Source organism: Pseudomonas sp. Marseille-Q8238 (assembly GCF_965111915.1).
This window is the reverse complement of the sequence record NZ_CBCOPI010000001.1, coordinates 426,562-447,060: the sequence shown is the minus strand read 5'-3', so window position 1 is coordinate 447,060 and position 20,499 is coordinate 426,562. Positions and strand designations below refer to the sequence as shown.

Below are 20,499 nucleotides of genomic sequence, written 5' to 3'. Positions count from 1 at the left end.
AATTTCTGCAGAAGTCGCTGAAAGGCTGGTGTCTTCTACCTCCAGCCAACCTGCTCGTTTTTTAACCTAACTGAAAAGACGTTTAAAAACAGCAAGTTGCGATTATCCGAGATTTATCGCACAAAACCCGAGCGACCTCGAGCTCACTGCTCTTCAATTGTGCATAAGCAAATAGCTGTTGATAGCGAGTGCCCATCGAAACTGCATCACAACGGGTTTACTCCGGCCACACAATGGCTATAATGGCGCCCCACAAATGCCGGTATAGCTCAGCTGGTAGAGCAACTGACTTGTAATCAGTAGGTCCCGGGTTCGACTCCTGGTGCCGGCACCATACAACGACTTAGGCCCACCGCAAGGTGGGCCTTTTTCGTTTCTGCGTTAGGCTTCTCAGCCCCCTTCCCCCCACCAGCTCCCCGTCCGTGTAACGTTCCGCGGCCAAGGTAACCCTGAATAAGACTTCCTTGGTTTTCGCAAAACACCCGGATTCTACCTGCTGAGTTTCCGATAAAGCAGGCGACCTTCGCCGGTGCCGAGTAGACATGCAGCACTGCAAGACGTTATTCCTAGCCGAGATGAATTAGGTTGTGCAGTGGAAGGGTTTGATTGCATCGATCGACCTGCATGCCCTAAGGATGAAGGCGGACGGCCAACGTACCCACTGATGGCAATACTGCCCGTGCATCTGATGCATAGCTGTTCCGCTACAGCGATCCTGCGATGGAGAAAACGCTGTAAGAAACCACCATCCTGCGTCAGTTTTCCGGACTGGTCCTGAGAGCCCCGCCATGAAACCACTGCCCTCAACTTCCGACGGCTGCGAAAGAGACATGACTGACTACAGCCATCCTGGCAGCCATTGGTGGTTATCTGGTGACTGACGCCTGCCATTGCACCAAGGCACCATTGTCGATGCCGCGTTGATCAATGCGCCGAGTTAGGACGATAACAGTGAACGCGCCCCAGAAATGCACCAGACCAAGAAAGGCAACTAATACTAGTTTGGGATGAAGAACCACACCGGCGCCAATGACGAATCGGGTCTGGCTCACAGGCGTGCCGATACAGGAGTCAATACTACAGAGCCCAACTCATAAAATGAGTACTCAGGCATGTCCCGCCCGCAGAAAATATAGCGCGAGTATTTAAACTCTCTCTTGAGCAACTGACAGCGATCAATCTTGTTAACTCTTCCTACAGAAACCCACCTTTACGCCATTCTCAGTCATTCAAGAAACAACAACCACCCATACAAAAATCCATAATAACGCCCCCTTGCATCAAGCTAAACACAGAGGCATGATACCGTCACGCCTTACCACAGAACCAACTTCATTATCATTACGCCAGTCAACTTCACCAGCGCCTTCTTATTGGCGCCAGCATTACGGCAAGGACTAAAGGCTAGATACAAAAGGGAAACCGGCGCTCAACTCAATTCCTATCACCATATCAGTGTTAATAATTTGTTTATTTAATATGAGAGCCATGAAAAACAAATATCACCCTGAAGACGCACCCTTAACCCCTGATGAAACTTCACCACGGCTTGAGCCTGATCTATTTCCTAACACACTCACTCTTCTTCATTCTTATATTTAGCAATAAAATCATAATCAACGAAAATAAATTAGCGATATAGCCCTACATCCTCCTCCGAGCCTTTACACTCACTACAAGAGAACCATCACATACCTTATTGACCCTAAGTATAACCAAAAGGTCTAGCCGCAGCATGCGCCCTCACCAAAAAGATTAAATAAGGCCCGACCTCTCCTACCAATACATATTACCACCCTGTATTACGGCCGCCTTGCTCACTAAATCTGGAGAAATTTTAGGTGCAACCATTTAACAAATACGAAAACACCCCTGCTCACCTCAGCACTAAACGCTCAACCCGTCAGAGGAAACACAGGGATGGCTAAAGTTATAAATGGCGGACTAGACGCTCTTAAAATAGCGCTATCATGCATGGTGGCAGTCGGGCATAGCGGTCTTTTCGGAGGCAGCGTGAGCCTTCTGGGTTATCAAGTAAATAGCGGGCTATTCAGAATTACCGTCCCCGTATTTTTTCTGATAAGCGGTTACTACATTTACCATAGCCTTCAAAGGGATCCAAATAGCCTAAAAATCTGGGTTCGTCGGGCCACCACACTTTATGTATTTTGGATGATTATCTACCTTCCTTTTTATATCACGACAGACACCTTCGACGGACTGAAGGGACTGCTAACCTTCATCAAATATTGGATTGTGGGTTTTTTCCATCTTTGGTATGTCATATCAATGATTGGCGGCGGAATCCTGATTTATATTCTTCGCAACCAGAGCAATCGAACGCTCATATACCTTACCGTACTCCTTTACCTCACCGGAGCATTCCTGCAATACATACGCGCTTATTATGAAATACCCGTCTCACTGCTTCAGCACATCAATGCAAACGATTATGTAGGCCGGAACTTTCTGTTCGTCGCCTTTCCTCTGATGACGATCGGCTTTCTGATCGCCCGCAATCGGCTTGAGGAAAAGATAACGACAGGCAAGATACTCTTCCTCTTAATATTTGGCTGTGCAACTGTACTGGGAGAGGCAACGCTCAATTATTACTTGCAACAGGATTCGGTGCGCAGACTTAGCTTTGACTGCATGCTATCCATAATCATCGCAGCCCCTGCACTCTTCCTGTTACCTCTCCGCCATGTCATTGCAGGCCGTAGCCTGATACCAGCCAAGGTTTCTGCAGCGATCTACTATATACATCCCTTCATACTGCTGACGCTGATGGGACTCGGCCGCGAAGAGAGCACATCGACGGCCATGATTGTACTGCTACTCTCGCTACCAGCCTCGGCCCTGCTGATACTTGCCAGCCGACGCTGGCGCTTCATTCTCTGAGGAGTTATTGAAAAGGCCATGCGAGAAGTCGGCTGAGCAGAGGAAACCTTAAGCAAACGGGCTATCCCAGTAACGCTTATACATACCAAGTTTCTTCTTCAGCCGTGGAGAGATGCCTTTTTCCTTCTGCCCCAATTTATAGGCCAGTAGCTTGCAGGCATTGCGGAAAATGGCCATGGGCCAAAGGTAAACACGAGACAGCCCCAGAAAGGCCAACTCTGACTTGACGAAGCGCATGCCCTCTCCGCCAGTCCCACCAAACTGCTCACGAATCCACAGTTCACGGGCATGGAACACGCCCATGTCGAAGTAACGGCGAAACTCTTCTTGCACGCTGTAGTTGTGCGAGTGCCGGCACCGTGCATCGCCGGCATAGGCCACCTTCCACCCCGCCAATAACATCTTGGCAGTCGCATACATATCTTCGGCAAAAATCACATGATCAGGGAAACCTCCTACCGTCGAGAGTGCATCACCGCGGTAGGCGGCAAAAGAGTTGGACATGAACGCCGTCTTGATTCCCAGCACGGGCACATCCTCAAGCGATTTCACCTGTGAGGTAGCAGAGTAATTGAACAAGCGAGCATGCTGGGCAAGCGGCGTGGCATCAAAATGTGGTAACTGGCGCCCGCAGACTGCGCCAACACGCCCGTCAGCGAAGGGCATCAGCAGTCGCTCGATCGCATCCGTTTCCTCCAGGTAGGCGTCCTGCGTCAAGAAGACATAGACGTCATAACCTGGATTGCCATCAACCATCATCTGCCGAGTGCCACCATGATTGAACTGGTTACTGGGGATGGATACCACCTCTGGCACCTGAGCCCGTGCGAGCTCTGCAGTGCCGTCATGTGAACTGGAGTCGACGATGAACAGGTCAAAGGATGAGGTCTGTCGTTCCAGTGAGTCGAGCAGTCGCTGCAGATCCGCACGCCCGTTGTAAGTGGGTACGATGCATGCGACGCGCAACGTCGGCCTTTCAACGTGTTCCATTATTTGTTCATCCTTCATTGCCATTCTTGCGGGCAGCTTCTTTTCCAATCCGCGAATGCGCTCTCCAATGTGTACTGATAGGGATAGCCACTCTCCGCCAGATAAGTGGGGAGGATGTTGTTGGACTTGACCAATTTGCGAATACGCACAGGGCTGAACGGATGCTTGACACCCAGAGGCCTGGCCACCGCATCGATGATGTAGGCAACCACCAACAACAACCGGTAGGGAACAGCAGGCACGCTCCGCTTAACGCCGGCTACCTTGCAGACAACCTCGACATATTCCTGAATGGAAGGCCCGGGGTTCATCGACATATTGAAAAGATCGACCTGACGGCCCTTTACTGCCTGCTGCTGTGATACCCACCACATCGCAGCACACAACTCTTTCACATAGGTGCCCGCCTTGCGAGTGGCACGATTGCCCATGTAAAAGAAATAGCGATGCAGGACAGCCTTGATGAGCCGGGAAACATTCCCGCCCTCGCCCGGACCGAACACAACACCCGGTCGCACGATGACCAAATGCCGGACGCCACCGCCCCTCGCCTGCCAGATCTGGTGGATCTTCTCGGCCACCAGTTTGGAACCACCATAGGCGGTCGTTGGAGTCGGTAGCGAACGCTCGTCCTTAACCTCCTCGCTTGGTCCGTAAGGGGAAATGGAGCTGGTGAAGATCATGCGCTGGCAACCCACTTTCTCAGCCCATGCACAAACATTCTCCGCCCCCAGCAGATTGGTCTCGTAGTACTCGAAATTCTCATGCCCGGGCTCACGATGCACCGCGGCGAAATTGGCGATCAGGTCAACCGTCTCGGGCGGCAACCAGTCGATGGGGCGCCGTACGTCTCCATGAATCACTTCGATTTTTTGCGAGCCACTCAGCATCTCCAACCGAAAGGCGCTTACCTTCTGTTCAAGCGGCTCATGGTCAACGATGTAAACCTTGTCAAACCCTTGTTCATCAATCAGAAAGCGGGCAAAGAAACTACCGATGAACCCCGTGCCACCAAAAATGACCGCAACCATTACATCCCCCAAAGAGCGAACGATACATCGCCAACCGAGCCCTGTTCATGACAGCGCATACTCCCCATTACGCCAGTCGGCTGCCGACATGACGACTGGTCAGGTAAAAGGAACCATGAGAAAAGAACTTAGCTAGCGCCCTTCCCTGCTGTAATTCGCACCCCGGTCATAAATCTCTGTTACCTTGCATTCCACACCATTGCTGAACAAAAGTTTATTGTCTTCAGAATAGGGAATGTAAAAAAGAATAGAATTCTCGCTGTAGGCCGGCTCAAGACAATTATGAGTCTTTATATAGAGCCCGCCTTCCATGGACACGTAAGTATCAGGGCTATACTTTTTTATGAGCATTCTTATCGGCTCTTCATCGGCAGCATATACACCCATTACCAAATATCCGGTACATAGAACCATACAAATAAAGAAACGCTTAAGCAGGATCAACCTATTCACCGACGGCTTCATATCCAAATTCAACCCCCACGCAGCACCCAGTTTTGACACCTATCTTCGCCGCCAGTATTCAACAACCATATAGCTCATCAGAATCAGCCGCCCTCTGATGCGCCCAGAAAACACAAGAAAGCATCCACCAGATAGCCTGCGCTGGAGCAATGGTTATTTCAGGCCCTACGGGAAACTGTCATGGGTCTCGATCTACTTGCTAGTGCAAGCCACATGATGGCATGCTGCCTTATATGTCGCCCATAAATCTAATAGTTCATGGTGTTTTATTTTTTTAATTAACGCCAAAATATTGATGTCATTTTTCCAGCAACCTCTTCAACCTATCTGATCAATGCTTCCAGCAGCCTAGGCAAAAGGTCTCTCAACAGGAAGCTTGCGCCAGACTCTGTCAAACGGCCAAGTTCGCCGAGCGAATACCCGCATGAATATCAGCAGCCCGCGCTTACGTCAGAACAACTTCGATCTCATTCGCCTTCTTCTGGCGCTGGCGGTTTGCTTGCTTCATTCACATGAGCTGTCCGGTGCCAGCGAACTCGACATCATCGACACCCTGCTGTCAGGCAAGATCGCCATCGAGTCATTCTTCGTGATCAGCGGCTTCCTGATCTTCATGAGCTATGAGAAGTCACGCTCCCTGACCGGTTACGTCGAAAAGCGCGCGCGCCGCATCTACCCAGCGTACTTCGTCTCGGTAACGCTCGCTGCAATTCTGCTCTCCAGCATCAGCGAGCGCTCGCTGGCCGCCTACTTCCTATCCAGTGAGTTCGTTCACTACCTCACGGTCAACCTGGGCTTCATGAACTTCCTGCAGCCGGATCTTCCAGGCGTGTTCCAAGAAAACCACATGGCCGCCGTCAATGGCGCACTGTGGACGATCAAGATCGAAGTGATGTTTTACCTGAGCGTTCCCGCCATCGTCTGGCTGTGCCGACGCGCCGGCCGCATGCGCATTCTACTGGCGCTGTTCGTGGCGTCCACGGTCTACTCGCTGGCCATGCTCCACCTGTACGAAAGTACGGGACGCGGCATGTATTTCCAGCTGGAGAAACAACTGCCCGGGCAGCTTCGATTCTTTATCGCGGGGGCTGCGCTCTACTATCTGCTGCCACTGTTCGAACGTCATGTGAAATGGATGGTGCTGGCGGCGGCGATCTATTTCCTGGCTCGCCCCCTGATCGAGGTCGAAGCGCTCAAGCCGATTGCCCTGGCGATCCTGGTGATCTTTTTCGCGCTGTACAACTACGTCGGCAACTTCTGCAAGTTCGGCGACTTCTCCTATGGCGTCTACATCCTGCATTTCCCCATCGTCCAGACAATGGTGCACTTCGGCGCATTCGAGGCCAATGCCTGGCTGGCACTACTGGGCACCGTAGGCCTGACGTTGTGCGGAGCAGCCCTGATGTGGCACGGCGTGGAGAAACGTTGGCTGCACAAAAACAGCCACTACGTTCAGGCGGGCCAGGAAAACCAGAGCGATAAAGCAAACAGCAGCGCACGGGAGCTGCGGTGAACGCTGCCTAAGCGATCCGCCAAGGCTTGAGCCACGCCGCCAGCAACAGCATCTGCAACGCCGAGATAACAATCGTCACTCCAAGCTGCCACCAGCCCAATGGCACACCCAGCGGAATCAGCAATGCTAGCCCCGGCATAGCCAAGCCAAGCGCCCACTGGCGCTTCCAGTCCAGACTGATCAACAGGTGCTGCTTGCGCATCAGCAGCAGCCCGGTCAGTACAACACCCAGCAGTGCCGCCAGGGCAATCCCCTTGAGCCCGAGCAGCCATGGCAGGGTCAGTAGCAAGAGCGCATTCAGCGCATTGCCACCCAACTCGCACGCCAGCGGCAGGCGTGTATCACCCACGGCGTAGGCATAACGCGCCAGCAATGCATTCCAGGCAGCGAACAGTAGCGTCAGCCCCAGCCAGCCGAGCAGAGCTGCCAGCACGCCACCACTGGCCTGGCTGGGCAGCAGCAGTTGGATCAACGGCTCCGCGGCGCCGACCATGCCGACCGCCACCGGCAGTGTCAATAGCGTCGACATGGCCGTGCCGCGCCGCAGCAGAGCCAGACGCTCTTGCTCCGACTTGCCCCCCATCAGCCCGAGCAGCACCTGATTCAAGCTCATCAGCGCAATCATCGGCAGGTTGATCAGCTTGCGCGCAAAGTTCAGCCACGTCACCGCGCCCTCACCTAGCAACGATGCGATCATTCTTTCCAGCAAAGCCAACCCCTGACTCGCCAAAGTACTGGCCAATAGAGGCCCGAGGCGCCTCAGTAGCTGTTGGCCATAATCGCTATCGGCTTGGATACGCCAGGGTCGCCAGCCCATACCACGCATTGCTGGGAACAATGCTAGCGGCATTAGCCAACTGCCCAGCAGGCAGCTTGTTGCCAGCCCCGATGGAGAGGCCTGCTCACCAGCAACAGCGAGGTAAATAACCGGAGGCAGGTTGAACAACAGGGAGCCTAGACCGGCCAGTACGAAGCGTGCATGTGCCTGCAGTGGAATACAGAGCAGCGCATGCAGCAGAAAGCCGGGCACGCACCAAGCCAGTAGCTGCAAGCTCTGCCCCGCCAGAACTCGTCCCTCTTCGGACAGCCCGGGTCCGACCAGCAAGACCCATAGCGGCGCAGCAAGGTAGAACAAACCGGCAATCAGCAGCGCGCAGCCAAGCACGCGCAGCGTCAAGGCGGATAGCCAGGCCTCGCGCTGCGCCCTATCGCGCTCCTGATACAAAGGCAATGCCGCTGAGCTGAACAGTCCGGTAGCGAGAGCGATGCGCACGGCCTCTGGCAGGAACAGCGCAACCAGAAACGCATCGCTGCGCAGACTGGCACCCCAGGCATCGATCAATAGCCATTCACGGGCAAAGCCGGCGACCAGACCGATCAGCGTGGCCAGTGTCAGCCAGAGCGTGGAGCCCAGCACCGTTCAGCGCCTCATGGTACGCATGACGCGACGTTTTCGGGCGTTCCAGCACCTGAACGCAGGCGACGGGACTCCATCAGGTTCAAGCCGAGCATTAGCCAGAACAGGCCGACCAGCACCGACTGGAAACTGAAATAGTGATCGAACAGGCCACTGAACAGCGCAGCTATAAGCCCGGCAGTCGAACCCAGCCAGACCGCGTTGTCAGCCGTCAGATCGGTTCGCTCCCCGCTTGGTCGCGTCTCACGCCACCAGCTCCAGGTCGCTGCGACGTACAGCAGCATCCCGAGCAGGCCCAACTTGTAGACGATGTTCAGCCACAGATTGGAAATACCGTGCAGATCCGTTCCCGGAACCGGCGGTTCCACCTTGAACCCGATACCCAGTGGGTAGGAAGCCATGGCCCGAGGGAAATTTGAGTACTCGGCAAAACGCATCGAGGTACTGGCGTCGCCGATGTCGAACAGAGCAATGATCCGGTCCTGCAGCGGCGGGTAGGACAGCACCAGCAGTGCACTGAATGCGACCCCGAGCATCAGCAGGCGCCCGGTGTAAGGTACGCGACGGCTGGCCATCCAGACCAGCGCCACCCCCAGACTCAGCAATGCACCGCGCGAACCACTGAGCACGAGGGCGATGGTACCCAGCACCCCGACGGACAGCCCCAGTACGCGACGCCAGCCGAACCGGGTGATGCCGTAGCAAAGAGACAGCGGCAGGAGCAACGCCATCGCACCGCCGAGATTGTTGGGGTGAATCCAGGGTGAGCCCATGCGCAGGAACACAGCTTCGGAGGTATCGCCGACCGTCTCATCCAACGTCGCGTAACCCAGCTTGATCAGCAGCGGATTGAGTGCCACCGCCGACCGATCGGCCAGGAAAACAGGCAACGAAAGCAGCAACATCGCCAGGCCGCCGAGCAAAAGGGCCAGCACCATTGCATCCCTGGAGCCATCGTCACGCAGCAAGCGCGCGGCCAGGAACACCAAGGACACGTTGGCCATCCAGCGCAACCAGTTGGCCACACCATTGCCCTCAGCATCGATCGTCACCTGGCCAACCACGAACGGCAGCGTACTGAACAGGAGCAAAGCCAGAATGTAGCGCTCTGTGATCCCTCCCTTTGCGGCGCGGGTAACGCCTTCGAAAATGCCCTGGAATAGCACGCAGGACCAGGTGACTAGGATGAGCAGCTCCGACACGGTCGTGCGTATGCCCACGTTGATCGTGGAATAGGGCAGGAAATTGGCCACCAGCCCAAACAGCAGCAGCCCCAGCAACGGACGGCGCAGCAGGTTGAAACCGATGACCATGGCAACTATCAATACCAGCACCTTTAGCGGTGACAGGAACCACAGCAGGACACCAAAGACCAGCCCCGTGATCAACGCGATCGGCATCCCGAAGGACGAGGTCATACCTGCAACTCCTGTAGCAGTTCACTCACGCGGGCACGGTAAGGTTGCTCCGCGTAGCGCTTGGCCCACTCGCGCAGAGCCTGGCGGTCGGGTTCATCGGGGTGGGCAAGGCGGTGCATGAGTTCGATCACGCCCGCGGCGTCGTATGGGCTGAAGCGTGGTGTTGCCTCCGGGACGATCTCATCCAGCGAGGTGCCGCTGGCGACGGCGACGGGTGTTCCGACCGCCATTGCCTCGATCACCGGCAGGCCGAAGCCCTCCGCATAGGAGGGATGCCACAGACACTCCGCCGCGCCGTACAGCCCCTGCAACTCGGCGTCACCGAGCGAGGGCATCAGGTGTATGCCGGGAAGCTCACGCTGCTGCGGTGCCACGAACTCACCCCCGCCGACCAGCACAAGATCGGGGATCGCCACCTCGCTCTGACGCGCCACGCGCCATTGCTCGATGAACCAGGCAATGTTCTTGCGCGGCTCGCGGGTACCGACCAGCAACCAGAAACGAGACGGCAGCGGCTGTGCCGGCATTACCGCTTGCAGGATGCTGCTGGGTACCAGATTGGGCAGCACGCGCACTTTGTGCGCCGCACGCGGAAAGACACGCGCCACTTCATCGGCACTGTACTGCGAGGGCGTCCAGATGCGATCTGCGACGTTCACCGAGTAACGAATCGAAAGGTGGTCACTAATGCGATAGACCGTTTCGCGAAGCAAGGTGGCGTGGTGATTCTTCAGATGCAGTTGAAACAGATCATGAAGCTGCAGGACGTAGCGCAGGCCAGAAGGCCTGGGAGGTAACGGCAGCCCCATGTTGAAGGTGCTGATATGCACATCCATGCCAGCACGCCGAAGCGCCGAGGGCAAGTAACAGAGCTCGAAGCGCAACCGTCGCGGCAAACGATGTTGACCTTCCAGTGGACTCACCCAAGACGGGCAGTGTGCCGTCGCACGCAGAGGATGATCAGCGGGGGCTGACGTGAACAGGTGCAGATCGACCCCGGGAAGCTCTCCAAGGACCCTGGCCAGCGCCACGCTCTGCCGCCCGATGCCATTGTTCGGGTTGCTGATACCAGGACGGTAATCCAGTCCTACTCGCATGACAGCTCCCCAGGATTGCCAACAGCGGCATACACGTCCAGCAACTGCTGCGCGGCCACGCTCCAGTCATGTGCACGACCGACATAGGCGCGACCTGCCGTTCCCATTCGCTGTGCGGCGGCAGGCTCGGCGAGTTGTCTCGATATCGCCCCAGCAAGCGCCTGGGCATTCTCGCCGCCGTCGTACTCGACCCCGGCGGTAACCGCCAGGCCGGAAACGCCCTGCGCCGTAGTCACCACGGCCAGGCCGGCGGCCATGGCCTCGAGCACCTTGAGCTTGGAACCTCCACCCGTGCGCAGGGGCGCGAAGAAAATCGCCGACTGAGCTTGCAACACCGTCAGGTCCGGGACGAAGGCATGCCACTCGACTCGCTCATCCGGCCAGCGTTTTCGCCACTCGGCCGGCAAGGCATAACCAGCGACAGTGATGCGCGCATCAGGCCGCAATCGCCAGACACGAGGCATGATTTCAGTCATCGCCCACTCAACGGCGTCCACGTTGGGTGGATACTCATAATTACCAATGAACAGCAGACGATTGCTGTCGTACGTCGGGTTCACCCCCGCATAACGGGCGCAATCGACGCCATTGACCACTACCGGAACACTACGACCGGTGATCATGCCCAACTCCTGCGCATCAGCCTCGGTCACGGCGACCACCTGCGCGGCCTGCTCCATGACATGCCGCTCCCAACGGCGATAACGCCATTGGTCGAACCACACCATTGGCCGCAGCCAGGTCGGGAAACGGTCATAGATCGCCCCCCCCAATGCCGATTCGACGTTGTGCTCGGTGAGGATGAACGGTTGTCCAGCCTGGGTAAGCGCCTGCTCGTAGGGTTGAAAGCTGTAGCTGTGCTCAATCTGCACGACATCCCACCGCTGCTTTAGCAACTCGGCGAAGCGACTGCTCAAGGCAGGTGCATGACCATTGATGCTGGCCAGCATCGGCAGCGGCGAAAACGCTGCTGTCAGCAGCGTGGTCGGGCTGCGCAATGGGCGCCGCGATACGACGATCAGTTGCTCAAGCAAAGGCTCCAGCGCATTGCGTGCCTCGTCATCGAGAGGCGCCTTGCTCTGCACCAGCAACGTAATCCGATGCCCGGCCTGAGCCAGGGCGCGCAACAGATGGAACTGCCGCGTCTTGCCGCCACTGCTGGTCGGCCAGGGCAGATAAGGCAGAACCCAGAGAATTCTAAGCGACATTACTCAATCCCATACCAGCAGCTGCAAGCTGGGCTTGAGTCCTGCCACAAGGGTATCGCTCTCGGCCTGGAGCACCTGTTCCGTGCCACGCAGCGGATCGTACAACGTCGCCTGGTGCACTCCATGGATGTGCAGCTTGCCTGCCGTCGCACTCCAGACCATCAGCAGCTTCTTACCGTCATCCCGTGTCCACGAGACGCTGTACAGGTCTTTCGGCGCCTTGGCGAATGTAGGTGGCTCCGCCGGTTCCAGGCGCGGCCCGGTCACCTCGAGGAAGTTCTTCAGCGCGGTGAACGCCGGTTTCGGCTCACCGTCCAAATCGAGCAGTCCGTAAGACTGGTCACGCACGCTGGCCCTTGCATCCAGATCGCTCAGGTTGAACAGGAAGATGCGGTCATAATCCAGGGCACTCATCAGCGCCAACCGGCGCAACGTGTAATCCGCCTGTCCGGACATACCGATGATCGCCTGCAGTTCCTTGGGTCCGGAATAGCTGGACCAGCCCCATTCGGTCGCCCAGATCTGCTTGATACCTGCGTTGCGCAAACCACTGTTGACGTAGCGAGCAGTCTCGAGGAAATCGTTCTTGCCCGGCTTGTTGGCTTCCGGATATTCGGTATAGGGGTGGTAAGCAACAATCAGGTTGTAGTTGGCCAGCCCCATGTCCAGCAACGACTTGAGCATCAGGCCCATGCCACGCGTAGGCATCTCGCTGAAATAGGCCATGCCGGCGGTGAGCAGAGGCTTATCAGGAAAACGCTGTCGCACCGTTACCACGGCATCATGCAGCAGCGCGGCATAAGCATCGGGATCCTCCTTCGGACGCCAGAACGGCGGCAGGTTCGGCTCGTTCCAGATCTGCCATGCATCGAACTGCGGGTAGCGCTCGACGAAATTCGTCAGGCTTTCGCTGTAGAGCCGATTGTCCTTCGGCGGAAAGGAGTCCTGATAAGGCGAGTCCACTGGAGCGGTAGTGGCGAAGGGCGCGGAGCCCGCCAGGAAACCGACCGCCTTCAGGTTCTCTTCACCCATCACTTTGGTCGCGGCATCAAATGGAGGGTAGTAACGCCCCGGTGCGGACTCCAGCAGCGCCCAGTGCATGGCGATGCGCACCCACTGCAGATCCAGTTCGTGCAGGCGTTTCATTTGTTTGCGATAAGTCGCTTCCGGGAAGAAATGGAACTGCGCGTTGACCCCCAGGAAGTCCTTCCAGACCACCGTGCGCTCCGGCTTCAGGCTAATAATTTCGGCCTCAGCATTACGGCTGCTCAATACGACAGCTACACACAGAACAACCGCTACCAGAAGACTCGACAGAAGAATTCGCTTATTTCGCATGGTCCCTACCCTCACACAGGCTGCTGAACAGTGCCTTGAACCGCTGGGCAGTCAAAGGCCAGAGACGCTCGCGACCGATCTGCTCGGCGCGCTCAGCCCATTGTAGACAGCGCTCCGGCGCCTCCAGCAATCTCTCCAGTTCGTTGGCCAAGGCCGATACATCTCCTTGGGGGTAGATCGCGCCATTACCTGTAGCCACTTCCTCGGCAAACGCACGGGCATCGGACGTCACCACACCGCGCCCACAGGCAGCGGCCCAGGACAACGCGCCACTGGTGCCACGCTGCTCACCCAGCAGCCGTAGTTTCCTCGACTCCCGGTAGGGCAGGACCATCACATGATGCGCCTGGATCTGCGCGGCGATATCCTCGGCCGGTAGATCCAACCGCCACTCGATGAGCGACTCCAACCCCTGTTCGACGATGCGCTGACGTAGCTGATCGAGGTAGCTGCCACCGGGCTCGAACGCCATATCCGGCGCACTTCCGCCTGCGAGGGTCAGGGACACGCGTGGGAGCAACTGAGGTTTGCGGCGGACGACCAGGGCAAGGGCGTCGAGCAGATCCTCGATTCCCTTGCCTCTATAGATAAAGCCGAAATAAAGCAGGCGCAGCGGCTCGAGCGGGGGCGGCGGGGACGGCTGCACAGCCTGGTTGCCATGAGCGATGACGTGAACCTTGCTCGCCGGCAGCCGCATGCGTCGAACCAGGCAGTTGCGACCGGTTTTAGTGAGGGTCACCAACGCGTTCAGGTTACTGGCCAGATGACGCTCTTCATACAGGCAGAGAGGGTCGGCCAGCACCGTCGCAACCTGTGGCCAAGGCGATGGCCAGGACCGAACCAGCGACAAGGGCCAAGGCAGCGACGCTCGCCGCCAGACCAACCGTTCGGGGTCATGTACCGTGGCTGACAGGGGCAGATGCGGGAAGCGCTTTCGCAGAGCACGTAGCGCCTGAAACTCCGCCAGACGCCCGCCACCCAGCTCGGCATGCACGACATCCACACCCGTCCAGTCGAACTCCGCAACCCGTGCCATTGCCCGCAGGGGATCATTGCCACACCCGGCCAACGGGGTGAGAACGTCCACCCCAGCCGACTCCAGCGATGCTTTCAGCACCGCCGCATAGTCGGCAATACCAGTCTGTTCGGGGGGGAGTGGCGCTAACAGCGCAATCCGCATCAGATCGCGCCTCGGACCTTGGCGATTACCTGCAGCACACGATCCGGCACCTCGAAGCGGCGGCGGTTGATGATCACGCCATCGACCTTGGTGAAGGCCGTATTCAGTACGCCGATGGCATGTGCCACCGTCGGGATATTGCTTTGCTGTGCCTCGATCACCAGAGCGATAAGGTCTGCGCGACGCAGGTTGACGAACGACTCAGGGTTGGACAGCAGCGCCGAAGCGTCCAAAAGCACCACCTCACCGGCTTGAGCCGGGGCATCGCCGATACGAACCTTGTAGCCGCGCTCTACGAGCAGGCGACGCAGTTGCTCGATGATGAAGCTGACACCTTCCCCGCGACGCGCGGAGGTCAGACCAAACACCAGCCCGCGTTCGTCCACCTGATCCAGCGGCAACAGGCCATACAGGCGATACAGAGCCGCCAGGAACGCACTATTCTGGGTCGGATTGCCCACCACCTCCGGCAGCGTCGTCCACAGTGGAATGCCGAACCTGCCGGCGAAGCGACCGCCGTCATGAATCCGCTGATCGAGTAGGTAGCAGAAGTAGATCACCAGAAATCCGACCACGATGCTCAGCGGCAAGGCCAGCAGGAGCATCAGCAGGCTCTTGGGAAACACGCGGCTCGGGTTGTAGGTGGCCTGCTCGACCATCGCAATGTTGCTGATGCGGCTGTTGTCCAGTTCGCGGTCGATACGGGCCTTCTCCAGGCTTTCGTTGTACAGCGCGAAGTTCCCTTCGGCGGCACTGAGTTCGCGCTGCAGACGGGCCAGCTCAGGCTCTACGGAAACAGCCTTGACACGCTCCTCTTCCAGAACCTTGAGTTGCTCTTCCTGCCGAATCAGCTGGGCGTTGAGCCGCGCAAGATCGGATTGCTGATCCATGAAATTGCTGCGCAGACGCTCCGCAATCGGGTTCGGCGCACGATTCTGGGAAACCTGCAGCGTGTCGGCCTCAGCCCTCACCATCGCCTCCAGATTGGTGATGCTGCCTTCGATGCTCTTAACTGGTGGCGCATTTTCAGTGAAAGTACGCAGCAGGTCTTCGCGCTCGGCGCGCTTGCTATTGAGCATGCGCAGCAAATCCTGCTGAACCGGGTTCAGGGCCACTTCGCGCGCGGTGCTGATTTCGGCAGGCAGGCTCTTGATCTGCTGATCGAGAGTGGCCAGGCTGCCCTCGGTGGAGGAAATCAGACGGCGCGAGTTGAACCTGTCGGTACGCAGTTGATTGATGCGCTCAGAAAGATGCTGCAGGTGCTCCTCGATACTGATAGCGCCCAATTGATCCAACCCAGCGGTCAGCTCCTGCTTGAGCTTGAGAATCTCAGCAGAACTCGCCTCACTCTGAGCCTGATAGAAGTCATACAGACTGCGACGTCCCAGCGCCCGGGTACGTTCCTCCAGATAAAGGTCGACCCAGCTTTGCACCACCGATTGCGCCACAGCCGGATCGCTCCAGCGGAAACGGATTTCCATTACCGATGAACCAGGGGCATGGGTGACACTGAACTTGTCTTCCAGCCTGGTTGCCAAACGATCTACCGGAGTCTGCGCCTCGTCCAGCCCGAGCAATTGCACAAAACCACGAGCGAGATCGATGGCACCGCTGGCTACCTGGCCAACGTAATACTTGAGCGTCGGGAGCACACCCTCAGGCGGAGGAGCATTGGCCAGCTCTTCCAAGTAACGCTCGGCAACCTGGCGGCTGATTGGCCGACCGGTCAGCATGCGCTCCTCGTCCAGGATCGGGTCGCGCTGCGTCGTAGGCATCACGATTGATGGACGATCGGCAACTTCGATAGGCAGCGTGTTGGTGTCACGTCCTGGCTTTACCAATAGCCGTGCGCTGGATTCGAACGATGTCGGCAGCAGAAACGCCCCCAGCAGAATGATCACCAGAGTGGTGACAACCGCTAATTTGAACTCCCTAAAGAAAATGAAGAACAGGCGCAGCAGATCACGGAGTGTACGAATTTCGATCATCAGAGCTGTCCTTGGCGATTAGTTATTACGGAAGTCATAGCTGGCTCCGATACCAATCGACTTGGTGAACGGGATCAATTGATTCAGGTATAGATCCACGCCCTCGATGCGGTTACCCACACCGGACTTGGGCACGAAAACCACATCACCACGCTGCAGCGCAATGGCCTGGCGCCCCTGTTCCCCGGTTTGCAGCAGTTGACTGAAGTCGACGAAATAGGCCTTGTAACGACCATCCGCATCCGAACGCAACAGGGCGACATTGTGACTGTCGGCATCAGGCATGACCCCACCGGCACTCACGATGGCCTGCTCCAATGTTGTGGCAACGCTGGCCGAATACGGCTGCGGGTTACGCACCGCGCCCCCCACAAAGACCGTATTGCCGGGAGCCTGGTTGATATTGATGGTGACGCCAGGTTCACGGTAGTACGGCGTAAGCCGCTCTTTCAGATCACTCGCCAGTTGCTCAGGTGTCTTGCCACCGGCCTGAACCTTGCCGATGAATGGATAGGAGAAACTGCCATCGTTAAGCACCGTATAAAGGGTCAACTCATAGATGGAGTTGGCCGTGAATGCCGATACGGTCGGTGTTTCACCACTATCCCTGACTATTCGTAGTGTATCGCCCGCACGGATGCGCTCTTGCACCGGTGGCAGATCAGCCAACGTCAGTGCAGCAGCATGGCCGGCATCGACAGTGTCGGAATCGGGAAGGCCTATACGGGCCGGTGTTGTGCAGGCCGTTATGCCTAACACCAGAACAATCAACAACAACGCTTTCATATGAAAAGCTTCCTTCAAGACCTCAATATTCGCTTCCAGCAACCTGGAAAAATGCTCAGGTGGCGGCCAACTCCACACGCTCACCGTGAGCCCATTAACGTCATGACGCGCTGCAGCGCGACACGTATCAGTTCGCTGGCTCGCCCTCAGGCGCCCGACCGTAGATGTCGTTGAAACGCACGATGTCGTCCTCGCCGAGGTACTCACCGCTCTGCACTTCGATCATGACCAGATCGATCACGCCTGGATTCACCAGACGATGCTGATGGCCTGCCGGAATGAATGTCGACTCATTGGTATTGAGCAGGAAATCACGCTCGCCATTGACCACGAGGGCCATGCCGCTGACCACGATCCAGTGCTCGCTGCGGTGATGGTGCATCTGCAGCGACAGCGACTCGCCAGGACGCACCATGATGCGCTTGATCTTGAAGCGAGCACCTTCTTCCAGCACGGTGTACATGCCCCAAGGCCGTGTCACGGTGCGATGCAGCCGGTATGACTCGTGGCCCCGCTTCTTCAGCTCCTGGGCAACGAACTTGACGTCCTGGGTGCTGTGGGTATCGGCGATCAACAGTGCATCCGGCGTATCGACGATCACCAGATCCCGCACCCCGACTGCGCCGACCAGGCGCTTGGGTGAGTCGATATAGCAGCCCTGCACATTGTGCAGCACCACCTCACCGTTGACCTGGTTGCCATTGGCGTCGGCCTCGGTCAGCTCGCGCAGAGCCTGCCAGGAACCAATATCACTCCAACCCAGATCACACGGCACCACGGCCACCTTGGAGGAACGCTCCATCAGTGCATAGTCGATGGAGATGTCAGCCACCTCGGCAAAGCTCTGGCCATCCAGTTCGCATTGGACGCCCTGTTTGCCCTGAGTCGACTGACTCGAAGCCAGGCACTTCTCCACACCTTCGACCACCCCTGGTGCGTGCTCGCGCAACTCGCGCAGCAAGACATCAGCACGGAAGCAGAACATGCCGGCATTCCATAAATGCTTGCCGCCAGCCAGGTAAGCCTCGGCAGTAGCCAGATTGGGCTTTTCGACGAAGCTCGCCACACGGTAACCGCCCTGCTCCAGCGCCTCGCCCTGCTGGATGTAGCCATAACCTGTTTCAGCATGCCCCGGCCGAATGCCGAAGGTCACCAACCAACCTGCTTCCGCCAGCACACGAGCCTGGTTGATCGCCGCGACGAAGGCCTCCTGATTACGAATCAGATGATCGGCCGGCAATACCAGCAGGTGAACATCCTCGCCATACTGACCAGCAGCATGCAGTGCAGCAGCGGCAATCGCTGGTGCGGTGTTGCGCCCCATGGGTTCGAGCAGAAAATCCAGAGCCAGATGCCGCTGATTCAGTGCCCGGTAATCATCCAGGGTACGAAACAGCAACTCACGGTTGATCACGGTCAGCAGTTGAGCAACATCATCCAGTTCGGCAACCCGCTCGAACGTCTTCTGCAGCAGGCTGCTCCCATCGCTGAGGCGCATGAAGGGCTTGGGCATGGCTTCACGCGATACAGGCCACAGACGGGTACCAGAGCCGCCGGCGACGATGCAGGGAATCAGTGCGCTCATGACTAATAGACCTCTTTAGCCAACATGACTGCCGGGATCGTCCGGCAGAGAATGTAGAGGTCGAACCATACCGACCAGTTTTCGATGTACTGCAGATCGAACTCGACGCGCTTCTCGATCTTTTCCAACGTATCGGTTTCACCACGGTAGCCGTTTATTTGCGCCCATCCGGTAATGCCCGGCTTGACCCGGTGGCGCGAGGTGTACTCCTTGACCGCTTCCTCAAACAGGATACCTGCCGCCTTGGTGGCAGTGGCATGCGGTCTCGGCCCGACCATCGACATGCTTCCAAACAGCACGTTGAACAGCTGTGGCAGCTCATCCAGGCTGGTCTTGCGGATGAAATGTCCGACCCGGGTAATACGCTCATCATTTCGTGTGGTCTGGCGCTCGGCGTTCATATCCGCACAGTCGTAATACATCGAGCGAAACTTGAACACTTCGATGAGGCGGTTGTTGTAGCCATAACGCTTCTGCCGAAATAACACCGGCCCGCGTGAGTCGAGCTTGATAGCCAGAGCAACCAGCGCCATGAGGGGCAAAGCAGGGATCAGCGCCAGGCTTGCCAGCAATAAATCCTCGAGTCGCTTTATCAGCGGCGACCAGCCATCTAACGGGCGTTCCGAAACATTGAACATCGGCAGCCCCGCCACTTCGGTAATGCGGTTGCGGGCATGCCGGAAAGCCACCATATCTGGCACCAGCAAGACGTTGACTGGCAGCCGGCGTAACTCGTGAACAATCTGTTCGATACGACTCTCGGCTGACCAGGGCAGAGCTACCAGAACCTGAGTGATATGTTCCTTGCGCACCAAACGCTCGAGCTCCTGACTGTTGCCCAGCAGTGGCAGCCCGACCACGCTGGCCGGTAAACGGCTGATTCGGTCGTCGATGAACCCGACCAATCCGGAGCGGATATCGCGGTTGCGTGCCATGTATTCCGCCAGGCGTACGCCGTTGTCGGTCGCCCCGAGAATCACGGCGGCATGCAGGTATTGACCGGTACTCATCCAATAGCGGAAAAGCGCCAGCAGCAATAGACGCTCGACACCAAAACCCAGCAGGCTAACCAGAAACCACAGACACAGGTAGTGCCACTCCATGAAGCTGAAGAGTGACAGGGCCTGCTGCATGAACAGCAACAGGCAGAAAGCCGACGCCCACGCGAAAAACATCACCCGGAAGCGCAGCAGCCGGCTGAATATCTCTTCTGAATAGACACCCAGCGCCTGAAACATCATCACCGTCAGCACGGCGAAAAATAGCAGTACGGCGGTATAGCTCCGGGTCAGGCCTGACTCATCAGAAAGCCACAGCAATAGCAGCAGCCCAGGCAGCACAGCAGTAATCCCATGCACTAGCCGAATAGCTGCCAGGAAGTACTCTATGAAGCCTGGGCGCGCCAGTAAGGAACTGCCGCCCGACAGCTGACGCATTGAAAAATCACTCCTGCCTTGATTTCTGCTTCCACGCCCAATGCGTCAAAATAAAGGCACCAAAAAACCGACAGCCCACGGAAAGACAAAAAAATGCCTAAAAAACTTGAGGCGAGACTAAAGCACTTTTATGGTGGCAATTCAAT

General features: G+C 57.1%; 14 protein-coding genes, 1 tRNA gene and 1 pseudogene. 4 read left to right on the top strand and 12 right to left on the bottom strand.

Annotated features, from left to right (window positions below):
- Window positions 1-258: 258 nt before the first annotated feature.
- From ACWPW0_RS01935 to ACWPW0_RS01925, 3 genes and pseudogenes are all read left to right on the top strand, one after another.
- Window positions 259-334: transfer RNA gene (locus tag ACWPW0_RS01935), tRNA-Thr, on the top strand.
- Between the two features lie 208 nt (window positions 335-542).
- A pseudogene (locus ACWPW0_RS01930) lies at window positions 543-1,085 on the top strand (transposase); the annotation flags it as partial.
- Between the two features lie 835 nt (window positions 1,086-1,920).
- Window positions 1,921-2,901, top strand: a complete 981-nt coding sequence (locus tag ACWPW0_RS01925) for an acyltransferase family protein (protein ID WP_454254277.1) — start codon at window positions 1,921-1,923, stop codon at window positions 2,899-2,901.
- 48 nt (window positions 2,902-2,949) lie between these two features.
- Here the strand turns inward: ACWPW0_RS01925 and ACWPW0_RS01920 are convergent, their stop codons facing one another.
- Both ACWPW0_RS01920 and ACWPW0_RS01915 read right to left on the bottom strand, forming a co-directional pair.
- Window positions 2,950-3,909 carry a glycosyltransferase family 2 protein gene (locus ACWPW0_RS01920; RefSeq protein ID WP_454254276.1) on the bottom strand — a complete coding sequence of 320 codons (960 nt, stop codon included), beginning with the start codon at window positions 3,907-3,909 and terminating at the stop codon, window positions 2,950-2,952.
- Window positions 3,906-4,922 carry an NAD-dependent epimerase/dehydratase family protein gene (locus tag ACWPW0_RS01915; RefSeq protein ID WP_454254275.1) on the bottom strand — a complete coding sequence of 339 codons (1,017 nt, stop codon included), beginning with the start codon at window positions 4,920-4,922 and terminating at the stop codon, window positions 3,906-3,908. Before ACWPW0_RS01915 ends, ACWPW0_RS01920 begins: the two co-directional genes overlap by 4 nt.
- 889 nt (window positions 4,923-5,811) lie before the next feature.
- Here ACWPW0_RS01915 and ACWPW0_RS01910 point away from each other — a divergent pair.
- Complete coding sequence (locus ACWPW0_RS01910; RefSeq protein ID WP_454254274.1) at window positions 5,812-6,900, top strand: acyltransferase family protein; 1,089 nt, start codon at window positions 5,812-5,814, stop codon at window positions 6,898-6,900.
- Between the two features lie 7 nt (window positions 6,901-6,907).
- Here the strand turns inward: ACWPW0_RS01910 and ACWPW0_RS01905 are convergent, their stop codons facing one another.
- From ACWPW0_RS01905 to ACWPW0_RS01860, 10 genes are all read right to left on the bottom strand, one after another.
- Window positions 6,908-8,317, bottom strand: a complete 1,410-nt coding sequence (locus ACWPW0_RS01905) for a lipid II flippase MurJ (RefSeq protein WP_454254273.1) — start codon at window positions 8,315-8,317, stop codon at window positions 6,908-6,910.
- A gap of 11 nt (window positions 8,318-8,328) precedes the next feature.
- Window positions 8,329-9,735: an O-antigen ligase family protein gene (locus ACWPW0_RS01900; RefSeq protein ID WP_454254272.1), complete on the bottom strand. Its 1,407-nt coding sequence runs from the start codon at window positions 9,733-9,735 to the stop codon at window positions 8,329-8,331.
- A complete protein-coding gene (locus ACWPW0_RS01895; protein WP_454254271.1) occupies window positions 9,732-10,832 on the bottom strand; it encodes a glycosyltransferase family 4 protein in 1,101 nt (366 codons plus the stop codon). Before ACWPW0_RS01895 ends, ACWPW0_RS01900 begins: the two co-directional genes overlap by 4 nt.
- Entirely contained in the window at window positions 10,823-12,040 is a 1,218-nt protein-coding gene (locus tag ACWPW0_RS01890; protein WP_454254270.1) for a glycosyltransferase family 4 protein, read from the bottom strand. Before ACWPW0_RS01890 ends, ACWPW0_RS01895 begins: the two co-directional genes overlap by 10 nt.
- Window positions 12,041-12,043: 3 nt before the next feature.
- The gene (locus ACWPW0_RS01885) at window positions 12,044-13,378 is read right to left on the bottom strand and encodes a beta-xylosidase (protein WP_454254269.1); all 1,335 of its coding nucleotides are present in this window, start codon (window positions 13,376-13,378) and stop codon (window positions 12,044-12,046) included.
- Window positions 13,368-14,558, bottom strand: coding sequence for a glycosyltransferase (locus ACWPW0_RS01880; RefSeq protein WP_454254268.1), 1,191 nt, complete (start codon window positions 14,556-14,558; stop codon window positions 13,368-13,370). Before ACWPW0_RS01880 ends, ACWPW0_RS01885 begins: the two co-directional genes overlap by 11 nt.
- The gene (locus ACWPW0_RS01875; protein WP_454254267.1) at window positions 14,558-16,546 is read right to left on the bottom strand and encodes a GumC family protein; all 1,989 of its coding nucleotides are present in this window, start codon (window positions 16,544-16,546) and stop codon (window positions 14,558-14,560) included. Before ACWPW0_RS01875 ends, ACWPW0_RS01880 begins: the two co-directional genes overlap by 1 nt.
- A gap of 18 nt (window positions 16,547-16,564) precedes the next feature.
- Entirely contained in the window at window positions 16,565-17,332 is a 768-nt protein-coding gene (locus ACWPW0_RS01870; protein WP_454254266.1) for a polysaccharide biosynthesis/export family protein, read from the bottom strand.
- Between the two features lie 127 nt (window positions 17,333-17,459).
- Complete coding sequence (locus tag ACWPW0_RS01865) at window positions 17,460-18,917, bottom strand: mannose-1-phosphate guanylyltransferase/mannose-6-phosphate isomerase (RefSeq protein ID WP_454254265.1); 1,458 nt, start codon at window positions 18,915-18,917, stop codon at window positions 17,460-17,462.
- A 2-nt stretch (window positions 18,918-18,919) separates the two neighbouring features.
- Entirely contained in the window at window positions 18,920-20,353 is a 1,434-nt protein-coding gene (locus ACWPW0_RS01860) for an undecaprenyl-phosphate glucose phosphotransferase (protein ID WP_454254264.1), read from the bottom strand.
- Window positions 20,354-20,499 lie beyond the last annotated feature (146 nt).